This window comes from Caballeronia zhejiangensis (genome assembly GCF_000698575.1).
GTDB classification, from domain to species: Bacteria; Pseudomonadota; Gammaproteobacteria; order Burkholderiales; family Burkholderiaceae; genus Caballeronia; species Caballeronia zhejiangensis.
Genome location: NZ_JFHD01000013.1, coordinates 23,486 through 40,090, shown reverse-complemented (window position 1 = coordinate 40,090; position 16,605 = coordinate 23,486). Strand labels below are relative to the sequence as shown.

Below are 16,605 nucleotides of genomic sequence, written 5' to 3'. Positions count from 1 at the left end.
CGTTTACTCATGCTATTGATCGCCTGGCTGTCTTTCTTGATCTGGATCGTGCTGCTGTTCGCCCGCGGCGGATTCTGGCGCGCGCAACCCGCGCCGGCGCTATCCGATACGACGATCCACGCCGTCGGCAACGCCGAGATCGCGCGCCGCGGCGCATGGCCCGCGCTCGTCGCCGTCGTGCCTGCGCGCAACGAAGCCGACGTCATCGGCCGCGCGGTCGGCTCGCTGCTCAAGCAGGACTATGCGGGCGCGTTCCATGTGATCGTCGTCGATGACCACAGCACCGACGGCACCGCGAACGTCGCGCTCGCCGCCGCCCGCGATCTCGGCCTCGAAGACCGTCTGACGATCCTGACCGCGCAGCCGCTGCCGCCGGGCTGGTCGGGCAAGGTGTGGGCGCAGTCGCAGGGCATCGGCGCGATCGACAAGCTCGGCCTGCCCGCGGAATTCCTGCTGCTCACGGACGCGGACATCCACCATCCGGCCGATGCCGCCACGCAACTCGTCGCGCGCACGATTCTCGAAGACCGCGATCTGGTCTCGCTGATGGTCCGTCTGCGCTGCGATTCCCTTTGGGAAAAGGCGCTGATTCCGGCGTTCGTCTTCTTCTTCGCGAAGCTTTATCCGTTCGAATGGGTCAACGACGCGAAGAAGGCGACCGCCGGCGCGGCAGGCGGCTGCATGCTGGTGCGCCGTTCGGCGCTCGTGGAGGCGGGCGGGATCGAATCGATCCGGCAGGAACTGATCGACGATTGCAGTCTCGCCGCGCGCATCAAGCATCGCGCGGGCCGCAACGACGCGCGCCCGATCCGCCTCGATCTCGCCGAGCACAGCGTGTCGCTGCGTCCGTACGATAGCTGGCGGGACATCTGGAACATGATCGCGCGCACGGCGTTCACGCAATTGCGCTATTCGCCTCTGCTGCTTGCCGGCACCGTGCTCGGCATGGCGGTGATCTATCTCGCGCCGCCGGTGCTCGCGCTGGCATACGGCGCGAGCGCGTGGCCCGCATGCGCCGCGTGGGCGCTGATGTGCATCGCCTATGGTCCGATGCTGCGCTACTACCGCAGATCGCTGTTGTGGGCGCCGCTCCTGCCGCTCGTCGCGTTGTTCTACGTCAGCGCGACGATCGGCTCGGCCGTGCGGTACTGGAGCGGGAAGGGCGGGCAATGGAAGGCGCGCGTGCAGGCGCCGACGCAGGAAGGTTCGTAAACGCGGCTTCTCACTTCTTCGTCAACATGGCATACAGCTCGATGACCATGTTCGGCGAGAACGTGAACGGCACCCAGCCGTGCCCGGCGTGGCGCAAGACCAGCAGGCGGTCGCCGTTCGCGTATTTCTGCGTCGCCATGACGGGATTCTTCGTGGCGGCGAAGCGCCATCCCGGTGCAATGCCCGCAGGCTGATCCGGCGACATCGACGCGCGCACGTTCGACAATTCCTCGATCAGTTCCGACACACCTTCCGGGCTCAGCTTCACCGTCTTGCCCGCGATCGTCATTTCGACCGCATCGCGCTCCGGGCGCGACACGACGAGCGTCGGGGGCTCGTTCAGCGCGGGCGGTTCGGCGGGCGCGTCGGCATCGACCGGTTCGCGCACATCGCGCAAAGCGGGCGGTTCGTCCGATACGGCGGGCGGAGCGGCAGGCGAGCCGGCGGATGAGCGCGCAGATGCGGCAGCGGTCTGAAGGAGCGTATCGAGGCTCGACTCCAGCGCGCCGAGCTGGTCTTGTAGATTCATGCGAGTGTGTCTGTAACGTGCGTGCTAGCAGTGAGGCCCCGATTCTACCCGCTGGACTTCTCCGATACCGCCACACCTTGTAACGAAATGCACGCAACCGTGTGTCAGACGACGCGCTCGCCGAGGTTTTCGAGTTCGGTGCGCACGCGCGTCAGCACGTCGGTCCAGTCGCCGCGCTTCGTCTGCGTGAAGAGGCGCATGTCCGGATACCACGGCGTGTCGTCGCGATCGCGCAGCCACCGCCAGCAGCCCGCGAAGCGATTCAGCAGCCAGACGCGCTTGCCCATCGCGGCGGCGAGATGCGCGACCGACGTATCGACCGCGATCACGAGATCGAGTCCGTCGATGAGCGCGGCCGTGTCCGCGAAGTCGCCGACGCGGTCCATCCAGTCGGCGATCTGGCCGGCGAACGCGGGCGGCAGTTGCTTGTCGGCGTGCTCGGCCTTTTGCAGGCTGATCCATCGCACGCCGCGATACGAGAGCAGCGGCGCGAGCGTTTCCGGCGCGATGCTGCGCCGTTTGTCGCCGCGCGAATGCGTGTGGCCGCCCGCCCAGACGAGACCGACCGCCGGCATCGAGCGCTCGCCGATTCGTTCCGCCCAGAAACGCGCGCGTTGCGAATTGGCGCGCAGATAGGGCGTCGGCGCGGGAATATTGCCGATGCGCGTGCCGAAACACATCGGCAAGGACATCAGCGGGCAATGGTGCGTCCACATGGACAGATCGACGGCGTCTCCGTCGACGAGAACGATGTTCGGCCAGCGCGCGCACAGCGATTCTTCGAAGAGCCGCCGCAGCGGCGCCGGACAGACATAGCCGACGCGCGCGAAGCGTTCCAGCGCCATCGGCAGGTAGCGGCAGAATTGCAGCGCATCGCCGAAGCCTTGTTCGTGCAGCACGAGCAGGCTCGCGCCGGCGGGAAGCGGGCCGCCGCGCCAGAGCGGAATCGGCAACTCGGGCGCGCGTGCGCCGAGCGTCTGACCGCCCGTCTGAAAGCTTGCCCAACGGTGCTCGAAATGCGGCCATGCTTCGTCGTAGCGTCCCGCCGCGAGCAGCGCATGGCCGAGATTGCTGTGCGCTTCGAGGTTGTCCGGATCGAGCGCGATGGCGGCTTTCGTATGCTCGATTGCCGAGTCGAGATCGCCCAGACGGTTGAGTACCGCGCCCAGATTGTTATGCGATGCCGCGTGATCCGGCCGATGCCCGAGCGCTCGCCGATAACTCTGCGCCGCCGCTTCCATCTGCTCGTCGAGTTGCAGCGCAAGTCCGAGGTTGAACCAAAGCAGGGCGATGTCGCCGTAATCCGGAAAGCGCTCATCGGCGATGCGCAGTCCGAGGCGCGCGCTTTGCGCCGCGGCCGGGAAATCGCGCAGGTGCATCTGCGTCACGCAAAGCGAGTTGCAAAAGCCCGGATGCGCGGAAAGTTCGATGGCGCGTGCGAGCCACGTTCGCGCGTCTTCCGGCTTGCGCAGCGCCAGCGCGATCAGGCCGCGCAGATGAAGCGCATCGGCGTTGCGCGGATTCTCGGCGATGGCTTCATCGGCCAATTCGACGGCGATGCCAAACGCGTGCTCCGCATAAGCTCGACTGGCGCGCTGGATGAGATCGTTCTGCATGAGGTTTCCTGTCGGGGCGGACAGTGTATGCAGAGGCGAACCGGCGTCTGTAAAGATCGTTGGATGCGGCGCGCGCAAAAAAAAACCGGCATGCCCGAAGGCGATGCCGGTTTCATCACCGAAGCGCGAAAGAACGCGCTCCAGCCCAACTTACTTCGCGCGCACCTGTTCGAGCGCGGCATTGAACGTCTTGCTCGGACGCATCACGGCTTCGAGCTTCTTCTCGTCCGGCTTGTAGTAGCCGCCGATATCCACCGCATTGCCCTGCACGGCGGCGAGTTCATCGACGATCTTCTGCTCGTTCTCGGCCAGCGTCTTTGCGAGCGGCGCGAACTGCTCGGCGAGCGCCTTGTCTTCCGACTGCGACGCGAGTTCCTGCGCCCAGTACATCGCGAGATAGAACTGGCTGCCGCGATTGTCGAGCTGGCCGGTCTTCGGCGACGGGCTCTTGTTGTTGTCGAGCAGCTTGCCGGTGGCCGAATCGAGCGCCTTCGCGACGAGCTTCGCACGCGCGTTGTCGTTCTTGATGCCGAGCTCTTCCAGCGACACCGCCAGCGCGAGGAATTCGCCGAGCGAGTCCCAGCGCAGATGGTTTTCCTGCACGAGCTGCTGAACATGCTTCGGCGCCGAGCCGCCCGCGCCCGTTTCGTACAGGCCGCCGCCCGCCATCAGCGGAACGATGGAAAGCATCTTCGCGCTCGTGCCGAGTTCCATGATCGGGAACAGGTCGGTGAGGTAGTCGCGCAGGATGTTGCCCGTGACCGAGATCGTGTCCATGCCGCGGATCACGCGTTCGAGCGTGTAACGCATCGCGCGCACTTGCGACATGATCTGGATGTCGAGGCCGGTCGTGTCGTAATCCTTCAGGTACGTCTCGACCTTCTTGATGAGTTCGGCTTCGTGCGGACGATACGGGTCGAGCCAGAACACGGCCGGCGTGCCCGAGTTCTTCACGCGCGTGACGGCGAGCTTCACCCAGTCGCGGATCGGCGCGTCCTTCACGAGGCACATGCGCCAGATGTCGCCCTTCTCGACTTCCTGCGTCAGCCCTTCGAGGACTTCGCCCGTCGCGTTGTCGACGATGCGCGCCGTGCCGTCTTCCGCGATCTCGAACGTCTTGTCGTGCGAGCCGTACTCTTCCGCCTTTTGCGCCATCAGGCCGACGTTCGGCACCGTGCCCATCGTCTTCGGATCGAACGCGCCGTTGGTCTTGCAGAAGTTGATGATTTCCTGATAGATGCGCGCGAACGTGCTTTCCGGAATCAGGCACTTCGTGTCTTGCGGACGGCCGTCGGCGCCCCACATCTTGCCGCCCGCGCGGATCATCGCGGGCATGGATGCGTCGACGATCACGTCGTTCGGCGCGTGCAGGTTCGAGATGCCCTTGGCCGAATCGACCATGGCGAGCGCCGGGCGCTTCTCGTGGCACGCGTGCATGTCGCGGATGACTTCATCGCGTTGCGATTCCGGCAGTGCTTCGATCTTCGTGTACAGATCGACGAGACCGTTGTTCACGTTGATGCCGAGCTCTTCGAAGAGCTTGCCGTGCTTGGCGAACGCGTCCTTGTAGAACACCTTCACGGCGTGGCCGAAGACGATCGGGTGCGAGACCTTCATCATGGTCGCCTTGACGTGCAGCGACAGCATGACGCCCGTGTCGAACGCATCCTGCATCTGGTCTTCGTAGAACTCGACGAGCGCCTTCTTGCTCATGAACATGCTGTCGACGATCTCGCCTTCCTGCAGCTTGACCTTCGGCTTCAGCACGATGGTTTCGCCGCGCTTCGTCACGAGTTCCATGCGCACTTCGCGGGCTTTATCGTTCGTGATGGACTTTTCGCCGTGATAGAAGTCGCCGTGTTTCATGTGCGCGACGTGCGTGCGCGACGCCATGCTCCACTCGCCCATGCTGTGCGGATGCTTCTTCGCGTAGTTCTTCACGGCGAGCGGCGCGCGGCGGTCCGAGTTGCCTTCGCGCAACACCGGGTTCACGGCCGAGCCGAGGCACTTGCCATAGCGCGCGCGGATGGCCTTTTCTTCGTCGTTTTTCGGCTCTTCGGGATAGTCGGGCAGCTTGTAGCCCTTGCTTTGCAGTTCCTTGATCGCGCTCGTCAGCTGATGCAGCGACGCGCTGATGTTCGGCAGCTTGATGATGTTGGTGTCGGCGTCCTGCGTGAGTTCGCCGAGCTTCGCGAGGTTGTCGGGGACCTTTTGCTCGTCGGTCAGGAATTCGGGGAATTCGCCGAGGATGCGGGCCGCGACGGAGATGTCGCTCGTCTCGACGTTGACGCCCGCCGGCGCGGTGAAGGCACGGATGATCGGCAGAAAGGCGCTGGTCGCGAGCAGCGGAGCTTCGTCGGTCAGGGTGTAGATGATGGTGGGTTGCTGATTACTCATCGCTTGTCTCGACATCCGAAAACAGGTTGGAAAAAACCGCCGGCCTCGTCACCCCTCCGGCAACAAACCGCTATTCTGCCTGATTTTGCAGGGCGCGCGTGTGAATTTCGGCTTGCGAAATTGGCCAAAACGGGCGTTTTTCTTGCGAATTCAATGACTTAATTTTTTTCGAGTCTTATACAAGAGTTGCTGTCTTCCGGCCGCGTCGCGATGGCCGGAACGTTTCACGAAATGATTTGGCGCTTCATCCAGCGAGATACCCGTTCTCCCGGAACCAGTCCAGCGCGTCCTTCAGACCTTGCGCGTACGGCCGCGCGGCGTAGCCCAGCTCGCGTTCCGCCTTCGCCGACGTGAAGTACATCTTGTTCTTCGACATGCGCAGCGCGTCGACGGTCACGAACGGCTCCTTTCCGCTCACTTTCGCGAACAGCTCCGCGCCGATCGCGAGCGGATAAAGCGGCCCGCGCGGCAGCTTGATGGTCGGCGGCTTGCGCCCGACGAATCCGGCGATGTCCGCCAACATCTGCTGCAAGGGCAGATTCTCGCCGCCCAGGATATATCGCTCGCCGATCTTGCCGCGTTCGAGCGCGAGAAAGTGCCCGTTCGCGACATCGTCGACGTGCACGAGATTGAGGCCCGTATCGACGAACGCGGGGATCTTGCCGGTCGCCGCTTCGACGATGATGCGCCCGGTCGGTGTCGGGCGCACGTCGCGCGGGCCGATCGGCGTCGACGGATTCACGATCACCGCCGGCAGCGCGTTCTGCGCGACCATGCGCTCGACCGCGCGCTCCGCGAGCACCTTGCTGCGCTTGTATGCGCCGATGGTGCTCTGCGCATCCGACGGCTTCGTCTCGTCGACGATCGCGCCCGAGCTCGTCACCTTGAGCGTCGCGACGCTGCTGGTATAAACGATGCGCTCGACACCTTCGGACAGCGCCGCGCGCATCGTCGCTTCGGTGCCTTCGAGATTCGCGCGTTCGATTTCGGCCGGATCCGGCGCCCAGATGCGGTAATCGGCGGCGACGTGAAACAGGAAGCGGCAGCCCCTGAGCGCGGCGCGCATGGACGCTTCGTCGCGCATGTCGCCGACGACGATCTCCGCGTCCAGCGATTCGACGTTCCTGCGCGGGCTGGTCTTGCGCACGAGCACGCGCACGTCGAAACCGCGTTCGATGGCGAGCCGCGCGACCGCGGAACCGACGAACCCCGAAGCACCCGTGACGAGCACGCGAGAGCCGGAAAAATCAGTCATTCTTACCTCGTTGAAAACGTCCGCGCGGCCTCGATTGTAACGATTGCCGCGCCGAAAAAAGGCTGCAAAGCCCGATGTGACAAGGGCTTGCGGCTCATGCTATGGTCCTCGCCTGCCGCGGCCGCGAGGACCGCGCAAAACATGGACACAACCGGTAAGCGATGCCTCAAGACACTCGAAACCTAAGCGCCTGGATTTACCTCGCAATCGCAATCACGCTCGCCGTGGTGTTCTGCATCGACGTGCTCACGCCGATCCGCATCGCGATCTGGGTGTTCTACGTGCTGCCCGTCGTGCTCTGCGTCTGGGCCGACCGCCCCGCCGTGCCGATCGTCACGGCGGGCGTCTCGACCGTGCTGACGCTCGCAGGATACGCACTCGCCGCCACCGATCCGAACACGAGCCGCGACGTGCTGCAGATCAACCGCGCAATGGGCATCGTCGTCATGCTCGCGCTCGCAGCGGTGGCGCATCTGTATATCAAATCGCGGCTCGCCGTACAACGCACGACCTGGCTGCAACAGGGCATCGTGCAACTCGCGCAGAAATTGCGCGGCGAGCAGTCTCCGGCTTCGATCGGCGTGAGCATCCTGCGTTCGATCATTCCGTACGTGAATGCAAAAGTCGGCGTCGTCTACGCGCTTGAAGGCGATGCGCTCGTGCGGGTCGCGTCGTGGGCGCTGCCGGACGATGCCAGCGCGCCAGCGAGGATACCGCGCGGCCAGGGACTCGTCGGACAGGCAGTCGAAGAGGCGCGCGTGCTCGAATTGCGCGACGCGTCCGCGCACTATCTGAAGGCCGGTTCGGCGCTGGGATCGGCGGCGGCTTCGCGCGTCGTGATCGCGCCGCTTCTCGCCGATGGCGACGTCGTGGGCGCGATCGAACTCGGCTTCGTCGGCAACGAAGGCCGTTTCGACGATACCCGCGCGCTGCTCGACATGGCCTCGGAACCGATCGGCATGGCGCTGCGTTCGTCGCGGTATCGCGCGCGTCTCGTCGAACTGCTCGAAGAAACGCAGCGCCAGAGCGAGGAATTGCAGGTCCAGCAGGAAGAGTTGCGCGTGTCGAACGAGGAACTGGAGGAGCGCGGCCGCGCGCTGCAGGATTCGCAGGCGCGTCTCGAACAGCAGCAGGCCGAGCTCGAACAGACCAACGTGCAGCTCGAAGAGCACACGCAACATCTGGAGCGGCAAAAGTCCGAGCTGATGCAGGCGCAGCAGGAACTGACCGCGAACGCGCTGGAAATGGAGCGCGCGAGCCAGTACAAGTCGGAGTTTCTCGCGAACATGTCGCACGAACTGCGCACGCCGCTCAACAGTTCGCTGATCCTCGCGAAACTCTTGCAGGACAACAAGCAAGGCAACCTGACCGAGGAACAGGTGCGCTTCGCCGCGACGATCCATTCGTCGAACAGCGATCTGCTTTCACTCATCAACGACATTCTTGATTTGTCCAAGGTCGAGGCCGGACAGATGGACGTGCAGTTCGCGCACACATCCGTCGATGCGATCCTGCAGACGTTGCAGCAATCGTTCGCGCCCATCGCGGCGAACAAGGGCGTCGAATTCGTCACCGCGCACGGCGAGAACGTGCCGCAATACTTCGTCACCGACAGCCAGCGGCTCTTGCAGGTGCTGCGCAATCTGCTGTCGAACGCATTCAAGTTCACCGAGCGCGGCCGCGTGACGGTCGCGGTCGAGCGCGCCGGCGACAACGCGCTGCGTTTCGATGTGCGCGACACGGGCATCGGCATCGCGCGCGACAAGCAAGAGATGATCTTCCAGGCGTTCCAGCAAGCCGACGGCACCACGAGCCGCAAATACGGCGGCAGCGGCCTCGGATTGTCGATTTCGCGCGAGTTTTCGCGACTGCTCGGCGGATCGGTGTCCGTGTCGAGCGAACTTGGGCAGGGCAGCGTGTTTTCGGTGACGCTGCCGATCGCGGCGCACGAAGGCACCGTCACCGCGAAGCTCGATACGATCGGTCACATGCGGGAAGCGCAGCCCATGGCCGCGCCCGCGCCCGCACCTGCGCCTGCACCTGCGCCTGCGCCGGTACAGCCGATGCCGGCGCCCATGGTCAGTCCGGAGCCGCTCGGCATCGCCGACGACCGCGCCGACCGCAAGCGTCCGGATCGCGTGATTCTCGTCATCGAGGACGATCAGCCGTTCGCGCGCATCCTCTACGATCTCGCGCACGAACTCGATTTCGACTGCGTGCACGCGGCGACCGCCACGCAAGGCGTCGAGCTCGCGCGTTCGCTGCAGCCGAACGGCATTCTGCTCGATATCGGCCTGCCGGATCAGTCGGGCCTCACCGTGCTCGAATGGCTCAAGCACGATCCGCTCACGCGTCACATTCCGATTCACATCGTCTCCGCGACCGATCACGCCGATGTCGCGCTGCATCTCGGCGCGATCGGCTACACGCTGAAGCCGAGCGCGCGCGAAGAACTGGCGCACGCGATCCGCAAGCTCGAAGCGCGCTCGTCGCAGGGCATGCGCCGCGTGCTCGTCGTCGAGGACGATCCGGCGTTGCGTCAGAGCATTCACGCGCTGCTCGCGAGCGACACGGTGGGCATCGTCGAGGCAGGATCGATCGCGGAGGCCATCGAGGAGATGCAGCGCGTGCCGTTCGATTGCGTCGTGATGGATCTCGCGCTGCCCGACGGCTCCGGTTACGAACTGCTCGAACGCGTGTCGACGAGCGGCGGGCACGCGTCGCCGCCGGTCATCGTCTATACGGGACGCCTGCTGTCGCAGGAAGAAGAGCAGCGCCTGCGCCGCTATTCGAAATCGATCATCATCAAGGGAGCGAAATCGCCGGAGCGTCTGCTCGACGAAGTGACGCTGTTCCTGCATAGCGTGGAAAGCGCGCTGCCGCCGGAGCAGCAGCGCATGCTGCGCGCGGCGCGTCAGCGCGACGACGTGTTCGAAGGCCGCACGATCCTGCTCGCCGAGGACGACGTGCGCAACATCTTCGCGCTGTCGCGCGTGATCGAGCCGCTCGGCGCCACGCTCGAAATCGCGCGCAACGGGCGCGAAGCGCTCGAAGCGCTCGCGCGCCGCAGCGATATCGACCTCGTGCTGATGGACATCATGATGCCCGAAATGGACGGCCTGACCGCGATGACCGAAATCCGCAAGCGCACGGAGCACGCGCGTCTGCCGATCATCGCGCTGACGGCGAAAGCGATGCCGAGCGATCGCGAGAAATGTCTCGAGGCAGGTGCGGACGATTACATATCGAAACCCATCGACGTGGATAAGCTCGTGTCTTTATGTCGGGTTTGGTTGCGGCAGCGATGAACATGGCGAACGACGGCAGTCACGACGAAGAAGCGACGTTCGACATCGAACTGAAGCTGATTCTGGAAGCGATCTACCTGCGCTATCAGCACGACTTCCGGCATTACTCGATGAGTTCGCTGAGAAGACGCCTCGCGCAAGCCGTGAACGATCTCGGCCTGCCGACGCTCTCGCATTTGCAGGAGCGCATTCTGCGCGATCCGGCGCTGTTCGCGCGGCTGTTCCAGTACCTCACGGTGCAGGTGAGCGAGATGTTCCGCGATCCGCACTACTTTCGCGCGATTCGCGAGCAGGTCGTGCCGATTCTGCAGACGTATCCGTCGATCAAGGTCTGGGTCGCGGGATGCAGCACCGGCGAGGAGCTGTGGTCGCTCGCCGTGCTCTTCGCCGAAGAGAAGATCGCGGATCGCACCGTGTTCTACGCGACCGACATCAACGCCGAAGCGCTGCGTCAGGCCGAGAGCGGCATCTATCCGCTGGAACGCATGGCGAGCTTCAGTCAGAACTATCTGGCGGCGGGCGGCAAGCGTTCGCTGTCGGACTACTATCACGCCGCGTACGGCGCGGCGAAGTTCTCGCAGACGCTCAAGTCGCGCGTCGTGTTCGCGGATCACAGTCTCGCGACCGACAGCGTGTTTCTCGAAGCGCATCTCGTGTCGTGCCGCAATGTGCTGATCTATTTCGATCGCGCGTTGCAGGATCGCGCGCTCGGTTTGTTCAGCGATTCGCTCGTGCGGCGCGGATTTCTCGGGCTCGGCAGCAAGGAAAGCCTGCGCTTTTCCACCTATGCAGACCGCTTCGCGGATTTCAATGCGCGCGAGCGGCTTTACCAGAAGGTGTGACGATGTTCGACGCGCATCGCATCGGAGCAGTCGTGATCGGCGCATCGGCGGGCGGCGTCGAGGCGCTCAATCATCTGTTGCCCGCGCTGCCGAAGACGTTCGTGCTGCCCGTGCTGATCGTCGTGCATGTGCGGCAAGGACAGCCGAGCCTCTTGCCGGGATTGTTCGCGTCGCGCTGCGAACTGGCCGTCGAAGAGCCGTTCGACAAGGACGAGATCGCGCCCGGCACCGTGTATTTCGCGCCGCCGGGATATCACATGCTCGTCGAGGCGGAAGGCGGCGCGGCGCCGGCGATCGCGCTGTCGGTCGATCCGCCGGTGCGCTTCTCGCGGCCATCGGTGGACGTGCTGTTCGAATCGGCGGCGCATGCGTATGGCGAACGTCTGCTCGGCATCGTGCTCTCCGGCGCGAACGACGACGGCGCCCGCGGCGCGCGCGCGATCCGCGAGGCGGGCGGCGCGTGCTGGGCGCAGAACCCGGAGACGGCCTCGGCCCCGGCGATGCCGCTCGCGGCGATCGCTGAGGACGCGGTGAATGAAGTACTGACGCTCGATGAAATGGCGTTGCGGCTGTCGCAATGCATCGGCCGGCAGCCATGAAAAGAAGGCAAGGAGTCACCAGATGACGCAACCCATCCACGTGCTGATCGTCGATGACATTCGCAACAACATCACCGCGCTCGAAGCGTCGCTCGCGCGGCCGGATCTGTCGGTGCTGAAGGCCGAGTCGGGCCCCGCCGCGCTGGAGCTGCTGCTCAGGCACGAAGTCGCGCTCGCGATCCTCGACGTCAACATGCCGGGCATGGACGGCTTCGAGCTCGCCGAACTGATGCGCGGCAGCCCGCGCACCGCGCACGTGCCGATCATCTTTCTCACGGCGACGGCGCAGGACGCGAGCCGCACGTTTCGCGGCTATGAAGCGGGCGCGGTGGATTTTCTCTACAAGCCCTTCGATTCGCGCATCCTCAATTCGAAGGTCGATGTCTTCATTCAGATGGAGCGTCAGAAGCAGCAACTCGCGACGCAGCTCGCGACCGTGCAGCAACTGCTCGATGCGAACGAAATGCTGATGGCCGTGCTCGGTCACGATCTGCGCACGCCGCTTTCCGCGGTCATCGCGTCGGCGGAATATCTCGCGCGTTTCGTGCAGGACGAGAACGTGGCGAACATCGGCACGCGCATCAAGTCGAGCGGCATGCGCATGGTGCGGATGGTCGATCAGTTGCTGAACCTTGCGCGTCTGCGTGGCGGGCGCGTGACGCTGCAGCCGCGCGCCGTCGAGTTGATGACGCTCGCGAAGAATATCGTCGATGAATACGAGGCGCGCGTCGGCAAGGGGCGCATCTTCGTGCTGCGTCAGGGCGACACGCTGTTGCAGGGCGACGGCGATCTGCTGTCGCAGGTGTTCTCGAATCTCATCGGCAACGCGCTGCAGCACGGCCACGAAGGCTCGGCGATTCAAGTGCGCCTCGACGGCAACGCCGAGGACATCACCATCGCGGTGCAAAACGCCGGCGAGATTCCCGCGGACGTTCTGCCGACGATCTTTGCGCCGTATCGATCGGGCCGGCGTCAGAACGAGTCGAGCGGCCTCGGGCTGGGGCTTTACATCACGCGTGAAATCGCGCAGATGCATGGCGGCGACGTATCCGTGCGCTCGACGTCCGAAACGGGCACGGTGTTCGAAGTGAGGCTGCCGCGCGTGCCGCATCCGCGCTCGGGCGAACACGCCGACATGGCGCAGCCCTTTCGCCTGAGTTGAAGCGCGTGTCTACAATGCGCTTATGAACACTGGAAAGGAGTAAGCGCGATGCCGGGCCCGGATCTGGATACGAGAATCGAAACCTATTACGTGCGTGTGCGCGGCGTCGTGCAGGGCGTCGGTTTCAGGCATCACACGGTGCGCAAGGCGCACGCGCTGGGCGTGCGCGGCTGGGTCGCCAATCTTGATGACGGCTCCGTCGAAGCGGTCGTGCAGGGCGCGGCCAATCAGGTCGATCTGATGCTCGAATGGCTGCGACGCGGGCCGCCGCATGCCCGCGTCACCGAGTTTCACAGCGAGGAGCGCCACATCGAGAAACGCTACGAGCGCTTCGAGCAGCACTAACGCGCGACCAGCAGGCTCTCCGCGAACTGCCATTCCTCGTCGCGCCACTGATGCGTGCATTCGAAGCCCGCATCGGCGGCGATGGGCGCGACTTCATCGGCCGCATATTTGTGGCTGCTTTCCGTCCAGATCGTTTCGCCTTCGCGGAAGTCCACGCGCAGATCCGCGCCGCGCACGCGTACGGAAAGCGCGCGCTTCGCACGCAAATGCATCTCGACGCTGCGCGCATCCGGATTGAAGCGCGCGACGTGCTCGAAGGCGTCGATCGGAAAGTCGCCGCCCAGTTCGCGATTGATGCGCGCGAGCATGTTCAGGTTGAACGCGGCCGTCACGCCGATCGGATCGTCGTACGCGGCGATCAACACCGGCAGCGGCTTGATGAGATCGGTGCCGAGCAGAAGCGCGTCGCCAGGTTGCAGCATGCCGCGAATCGAGCACAGGAACTTCGTCGCCGCAAGCCGCGCGAAATTGCCGATGGTGCTGCCGAGAAACAGCACGAGCAGTCTTTCGCCGTCCTTGCGCTTGGCGCTGACTTCGGAGAGTCCGGCGAGGTAGTCGCGTTCATGTCCGACAATCGACACGCGCTCGATATCGCTCAGTTCGCGCCGGCACAACTGCAATGCGGTGCGCGAAATTTCAATCGGATGATAGGCGGTCGGCTGCTTCTTACACAGCGCTTCCAGGATGCGGCGCGTCTTGCGGCCGCTGCCGCTGCCGAGTTCCGCGACCTGAATGTCGCCGGGCATCGCCGCGACGATGTCCGTCGCGTGGTCCTTCAGCACGCGCTCTTCGGCGCGCGTCACGCCGTACTCGGGCAGCGCGGTGATCACTTCGAAGAGGGCCGAACCCACTTCGTCATACAGATACATCGACGGCAGTTCTTTCTGCGGACGCTTGCTGAGTCCTGTGTGCACAGCCTCTGCGAAGGCATTGTTGAAGCGGGGGGAAAGGGCAGCTTGAGTCATGACGTCTCCATCGATGCGGCGTTTTCTTCGCGTGCCACCGGGAAACGATGGCACGGCGCGTTGTTGCAGCGGATGCTTCGACGTGAGCGGCGGATGATCGCGCGGTGTGCCGCTCGGACTGAGGGACAGGCCGGCTGAACGCGCCGGACCGACAAGGGTCGCCGATCAACATGACCGGCAAAAGACAACCGCAAGAGACAATGTTCACGCGGCAGAGTTCATGCCGAATGCGAAGCATGAAGGAAGCAAAAAGCGGGCGCGCGCGGCAGTTTTCTTTGAAGCGCGTTCCGAAAACAAAGCGCTCGCGGCGTTTAGAATGCGCAGTTCACGTTGTGTCCGGCTTGCATTCACCTTCAACGCGCAGCGACTTCCCGATGAATCAGCATGACCTCGCGCGCGGCATCGCGCTGTCCGTCGCGGCTTCCGCGCTCTTCGCGCTCATGTCGGGCTACACGAAATGGCTCGCGCCGCTCGACGGCCTCGACATCTTCGCGTGGCGTATCGTGTGGACATTGCCGGGCGCGCTCGCGCTGGTCGCGGTGAGAAAGCGCTGGCCGCAATTATGCGCGCTCGTCGCGAGGCTCGCCAAAACGCCGCGACTGCTGCTGATGTTCGCGATCACGGCCGCGCTGCTCGGCCTGCAGTTGTGGATCTTTCTCTGGGCGCCGCTGCACGGGCGCGCGCTCGAAGTATCGCTCGGCTATTTCCTGCTTCCCCTCGCGATGGTGCTGCTCGGACGCTTTCACTACGGCGAGCGGCTCGATGGATTCCAGTGGGCAGGCGTCGCGGTGGCGGCCGTCGGCGTTGCGCATGAGCTCATCGCCACGCATGCGTTCGCATGGCCGACGCTCGTCGTGATGCTCGGTTATCCGCCGTACTTCATGTTGCGTCGACGGCTCAACGCGGACCCGCTCGTGTCGTTCGCGGTGGAGATCATGCTGATGTCGCCCGTCGCCGCGCTCATGCTGTTCGCGCGCGGCGCGTTCACGGAGGTCGCGGGCGCGCCGCATCTGTGGCTCGTGCTGCTTCCCGGACTCGGCGCATTGAGCACGATCGCGCTCGCGTCGTATCTGCGCGCGAGCCGTCATCTGCCGCTCGCGCTATTCGGCATTCTTGGCTATGTGGAACCGGTGCTGCTCGTCGGCGTGGCGGTGCTGCTGCTCGGCGAGCCGTTTTCAGCGCACCAGCTCGGGACTTATGTGCCGATCTGGATCGCTGTCGTGCTGACGGGCGTGCATAGCGCGCGTCTTCTGATGCGCTCGCGCAAAAAGGCATCGCCGATGCCGATGAGCGAGCATCACGCGAGCGTCGAGCATGAAACCGTCGCGGATGAAATCGAGCGCGTGGATTGATCAGCGCGCCCCGTGCGTTTCGATGGGGGCGTCGTGCGGATCGCGCATGAGGTCGAGCCCGAACACGACGCCATCGAAACGCGTGCCGCGCTGATCCGAGAACATAGGCAAGTAAAAAGGCGAGCCCGAAGGCTCGCCTGAATCGAACGCACCGGTTTGTTGATATGCAATGCCCGATGCGCAATGCGAGGGACGCTCGCCTCCCTTACTTCTTCGCCGCGTCGACCTTCGCATCGGCGGCCGACTTGTTCGCGTCGTTTTGTGCTTCGACTTTTTCCTTGTCGGCCTTCGCTTGTGCCACGTTGGCATCCTTCGCTGCGTCCTGCTTTTTCTTGTCGGCCTTGCTTTGTGCAGCGTGCTTTTTCTTGTCGGCTTTCGCCTGTGCCTTGGCGGCATCACCGCGAGCGTCGGAAGCCTGTTCCGGCGTGGTCGCCTGCGCTACCTTCGCGGCTTCCTTGTTGGCGTCGGCTTGCGCCGATGCCTTGTCCTCGTTCGCCGATGCCTGCGCCTTCGCGGCGTCGTGCTGTGCTTCGGCCTTCTTCTTGTTGGCGCTCGCCTGCGCCTCGGCCTTTTCGTTGTTCGCCTTCAGTTGCGCTTTGCCGGCGTCGGTGGCGGCGGTTTGCGCGAATACGGTGGAGACCAGCATGGCGGATGCGAGAGCAGCGACGATCTTCTTCATGGTTTGAAACTCCCTTGATCTTTTATTCGAGGACGCGTGGCGCGCAGTGCGCCGCGCTGACGATGAAAACGCCGGGTGCTTCGATCCAGTTGACGTTCTTCTGGTGACAAACAGTAACCAGTGGCGAGCAAATGAAACGGCATGCGGTAAAAGCGGCGGGATTGCTTGGGCGCGAGCATCTGCATTACCGAACCGGCTGAAAAAGCTGTTACGTCGTAGCGAATTCGCTTCCATTTGTAACTGTGGTTTTAACGATTGGGAATCCGAACGAATCAGCCTATTTGTAATCGTTGAAATGCGCGGTTACCAAGTAATGCAGTTATTTCTTAGCTGTCTGCTTAAGA

General features: G+C 64.0%; 13 protein-coding genes. 7 read left to right on the top strand and 6 right to left on the bottom strand.

Annotation, left to right across the window (positions count from 1 at the left end; genetic code table 11):
* Nucleotides 1-9: 9 nt before the first annotated feature.
* Nucleotides 10-1,212: a glycosyltransferase gene (locus tag BG60_RS17875; protein WP_008354285.1), complete on the top strand. Its 1,203-nt coding sequence runs from the start codon at nucleotides 10-12 to the stop codon at nucleotides 1,210-1,212.
* A 10-nt stretch (nucleotides 1,213-1,222) separates the two neighbouring features.
* Here BG60_RS17875 and BG60_RS17870 read toward each other — a convergent pair whose 3' ends face one another.
* From BG60_RS17870 to hpnA, 4 genes are all read right to left on the bottom strand, one after another.
* Nucleotides 1,223-1,741 (bottom strand): hypothetical protein, encoded by a 519-nt coding sequence (locus BG60_RS17870; RefSeq protein WP_008354286.1) that lies wholly within the window; start codon nucleotides 1,739-1,741, stop codon nucleotides 1,223-1,225.
* A 104-nt stretch (nucleotides 1,742-1,845) separates the two neighbouring features.
* Nucleotides 1,846-3,357 carry a tetratricopeptide repeat protein gene (locus BG60_RS17865; protein WP_008354287.1) on the bottom strand — a complete coding sequence of 504 codons (1,512 nt, stop codon included), beginning with the start codon at nucleotides 3,355-3,357 and terminating at the stop codon, nucleotides 1,846-1,848.
* A 150-nt stretch (nucleotides 3,358-3,507) separates the two neighbouring features.
* Nucleotides 3,508-5,754 (bottom strand): NADP-dependent isocitrate dehydrogenase, encoded by a 2,247-nt coding sequence (locus BG60_RS17860; RefSeq protein ID WP_008354288.1) that lies wholly within the window; start codon nucleotides 5,752-5,754, stop codon nucleotides 3,508-3,510.
* A gap of 244 nt (nucleotides 5,755-5,998) precedes the next feature.
* A complete protein-coding gene (gene hpnA / locus BG60_RS17855) occupies nucleotides 5,999-7,009 on the bottom strand; it encodes a hopanoid-associated sugar epimerase (RefSeq protein ID WP_008354289.1) in 1,011 nt (336 codons plus the stop codon).
* Nucleotides 7,010-7,170: 161 nt separating this feature from the next.
* On the opposite strand from hpnA, the gene BG60_RS17850 reads away from it, so the two are divergent.
* From BG60_RS17850 to BG60_RS17830, 5 genes are read left to right on the top strand one after another with little or no spacing between them, the layout of a single operon-like run.
* Nucleotides 7,171-10,317, top strand: coding sequence for a response regulator (locus BG60_RS17850; RefSeq protein WP_081851862.1), 3,147 nt, complete (start codon nucleotides 7,171-7,173; stop codon nucleotides 10,315-10,317).
* Nucleotides 10,314-11,159, top strand: a complete 846-nt coding sequence (locus BG60_RS17845) for a CheR family methyltransferase (RefSeq protein WP_008354292.1) — start codon at nucleotides 10,314-10,316, stop codon at nucleotides 11,157-11,159. The genes BG60_RS17850 and BG60_RS17845 overlap by 4 nt, the downstream gene beginning before the upstream one ends.
* A gap of 2 nt (nucleotides 11,160-11,161) precedes the next feature.
* Nucleotides 11,162-11,758, top strand: coding sequence for a chemotaxis protein CheB (locus tag BG60_RS17840; protein ID WP_008354293.1), 597 nt, complete (start codon nucleotides 11,162-11,164; stop codon nucleotides 11,756-11,758).
* A gap of 22 nt (nucleotides 11,759-11,780) precedes the next feature.
* Nucleotides 11,781-12,920 (top strand): hybrid sensor histidine kinase/response regulator, encoded by a 1,140-nt coding sequence (locus BG60_RS17835; protein ID WP_008354294.1) that lies wholly within the window; start codon nucleotides 11,781-11,783, stop codon nucleotides 12,918-12,920.
* Between the two features lie 48 nt (nucleotides 12,921-12,968).
* Nucleotides 12,969-13,265: an acylphosphatase gene (locus BG60_RS17830; protein ID WP_008354295.1), complete on the top strand. Its 297-nt coding sequence runs from the start codon at nucleotides 12,969-12,971 to the stop codon at nucleotides 13,263-13,265.
* Here the strand turns inward: BG60_RS17830 and egtD are convergent.
* Nucleotides 13,262-14,230 (bottom strand): L-histidine N(alpha)-methyltransferase, encoded by a 969-nt coding sequence (egtD, locus tag BG60_RS17825; RefSeq protein ID WP_033535963.1) that lies wholly within the window; start codon nucleotides 14,228-14,230, stop codon nucleotides 13,262-13,264. The genes BG60_RS17830 and egtD overlap by 4 nt on opposite strands.
* A 374-nt stretch (nucleotides 14,231-14,604) precedes the next feature.
* Here egtD and rarD point away from each other — a divergent pair, with 374 nt between their 5' ends.
* Nucleotides 14,605-15,582 (top strand): EamA family transporter RarD, encoded by a 978-nt coding sequence (gene rarD / locus BG60_RS17820; protein WP_008354297.1) that lies wholly within the window; start codon nucleotides 14,605-14,607, stop codon nucleotides 15,580-15,582.
* A gap of 205 nt (nucleotides 15,583-15,787) precedes the next feature.
* Here rarD and BG60_RS17815 read toward each other — a convergent pair whose 3' ends face one another.
* Nucleotides 15,788-16,495 carry a hypothetical protein gene (locus tag BG60_RS17815; RefSeq protein ID WP_241484865.1) on the bottom strand — a complete coding sequence of 236 codons (708 nt, stop codon included), beginning with the start codon at nucleotides 16,493-16,495 and terminating at the stop codon, nucleotides 15,788-15,790.
* Nucleotides 16,496-16,605 lie beyond the last annotated feature (110 nt).

Coding starts and splice junctions, on each gene's coding strand:
- rarD (WP_008354297.1), top strand. CDS start 14,605: ATGAATCAGCATGACCTCGCGCGCGGCATCGCGCTGTCCGTCGCGGCT.
- BG60_RS17845 (WP_008354292.1), top strand. CDS start 10,314: ATGAACATGGCGAACGACGGCAGTCACGACGAAGAAGCGACGTTCGAC.
- BG60_RS17865 (WP_008354287.1), bottom strand. CDS start 3,357: ATGCAGAACGATCTCATCCAGCGCGCCAGTCGAGCTTATGCGGAGCAC.
- hpnA (WP_008354289.1), bottom strand. CDS start 7,009: ATGACTGATTTTTCCGGCTCTCGCGTGCTCGTCACGGGTGCTTCGGGG.
- BG60_RS17850 (WP_081851862.1), top strand. CDS start 7,171: ATGCCTCAAGACACTCGAAACCTAAGCGCCTGGATTTACCTCGCAATC.
- BG60_RS17835 (WP_008354294.1), top strand. CDS start 11,781: ATGACGCAACCCATCCACGTGCTGATCGTCGATGACATTCGCAACAAC.
- BG60_RS17840 (WP_008354293.1), top strand. CDS start 11,162: ATGTTCGACGCGCATCGCATCGGAGCAGTCGTGATCGGCGCATCGGCG.
- egtD (WP_033535963.1), bottom strand. CDS start 14,230: ATGACTCAAGCTGCCCTTTCCCCCCGCTTCAACAATGCCTTCGCAGAG.
- BG60_RS17815 (WP_241484865.1), bottom strand. CDS start 16,495: ATGGAAGCGAATTCGCTACGACGTAACAGCTTTTTCAGCCGGTTCGGT.
- BG60_RS17870 (WP_008354286.1), bottom strand. CDS start 1,741: ATGAATCTACAAGACCAGCTCGGCGCGCTGGAGTCGAGCCTCGATACG.
- BG60_RS17860 (WP_008354288.1), bottom strand. CDS start 5,754: ATGAGTAATCAGCAACCCACCATCATCTACACCCTGACCGACGAAGCT.
- BG60_RS17830 (WP_008354295.1), top strand. CDS start 12,969: ATGCCGGGCCCGGATCTGGATACGAGAATCGAAACCTATTACGTGCGT.
- BG60_RS17875 (WP_008354285.1), top strand. CDS start 10: ATGCTATTGATCGCCTGGCTGTCTTTCTTGATCTGGATCGTGCTGCTG.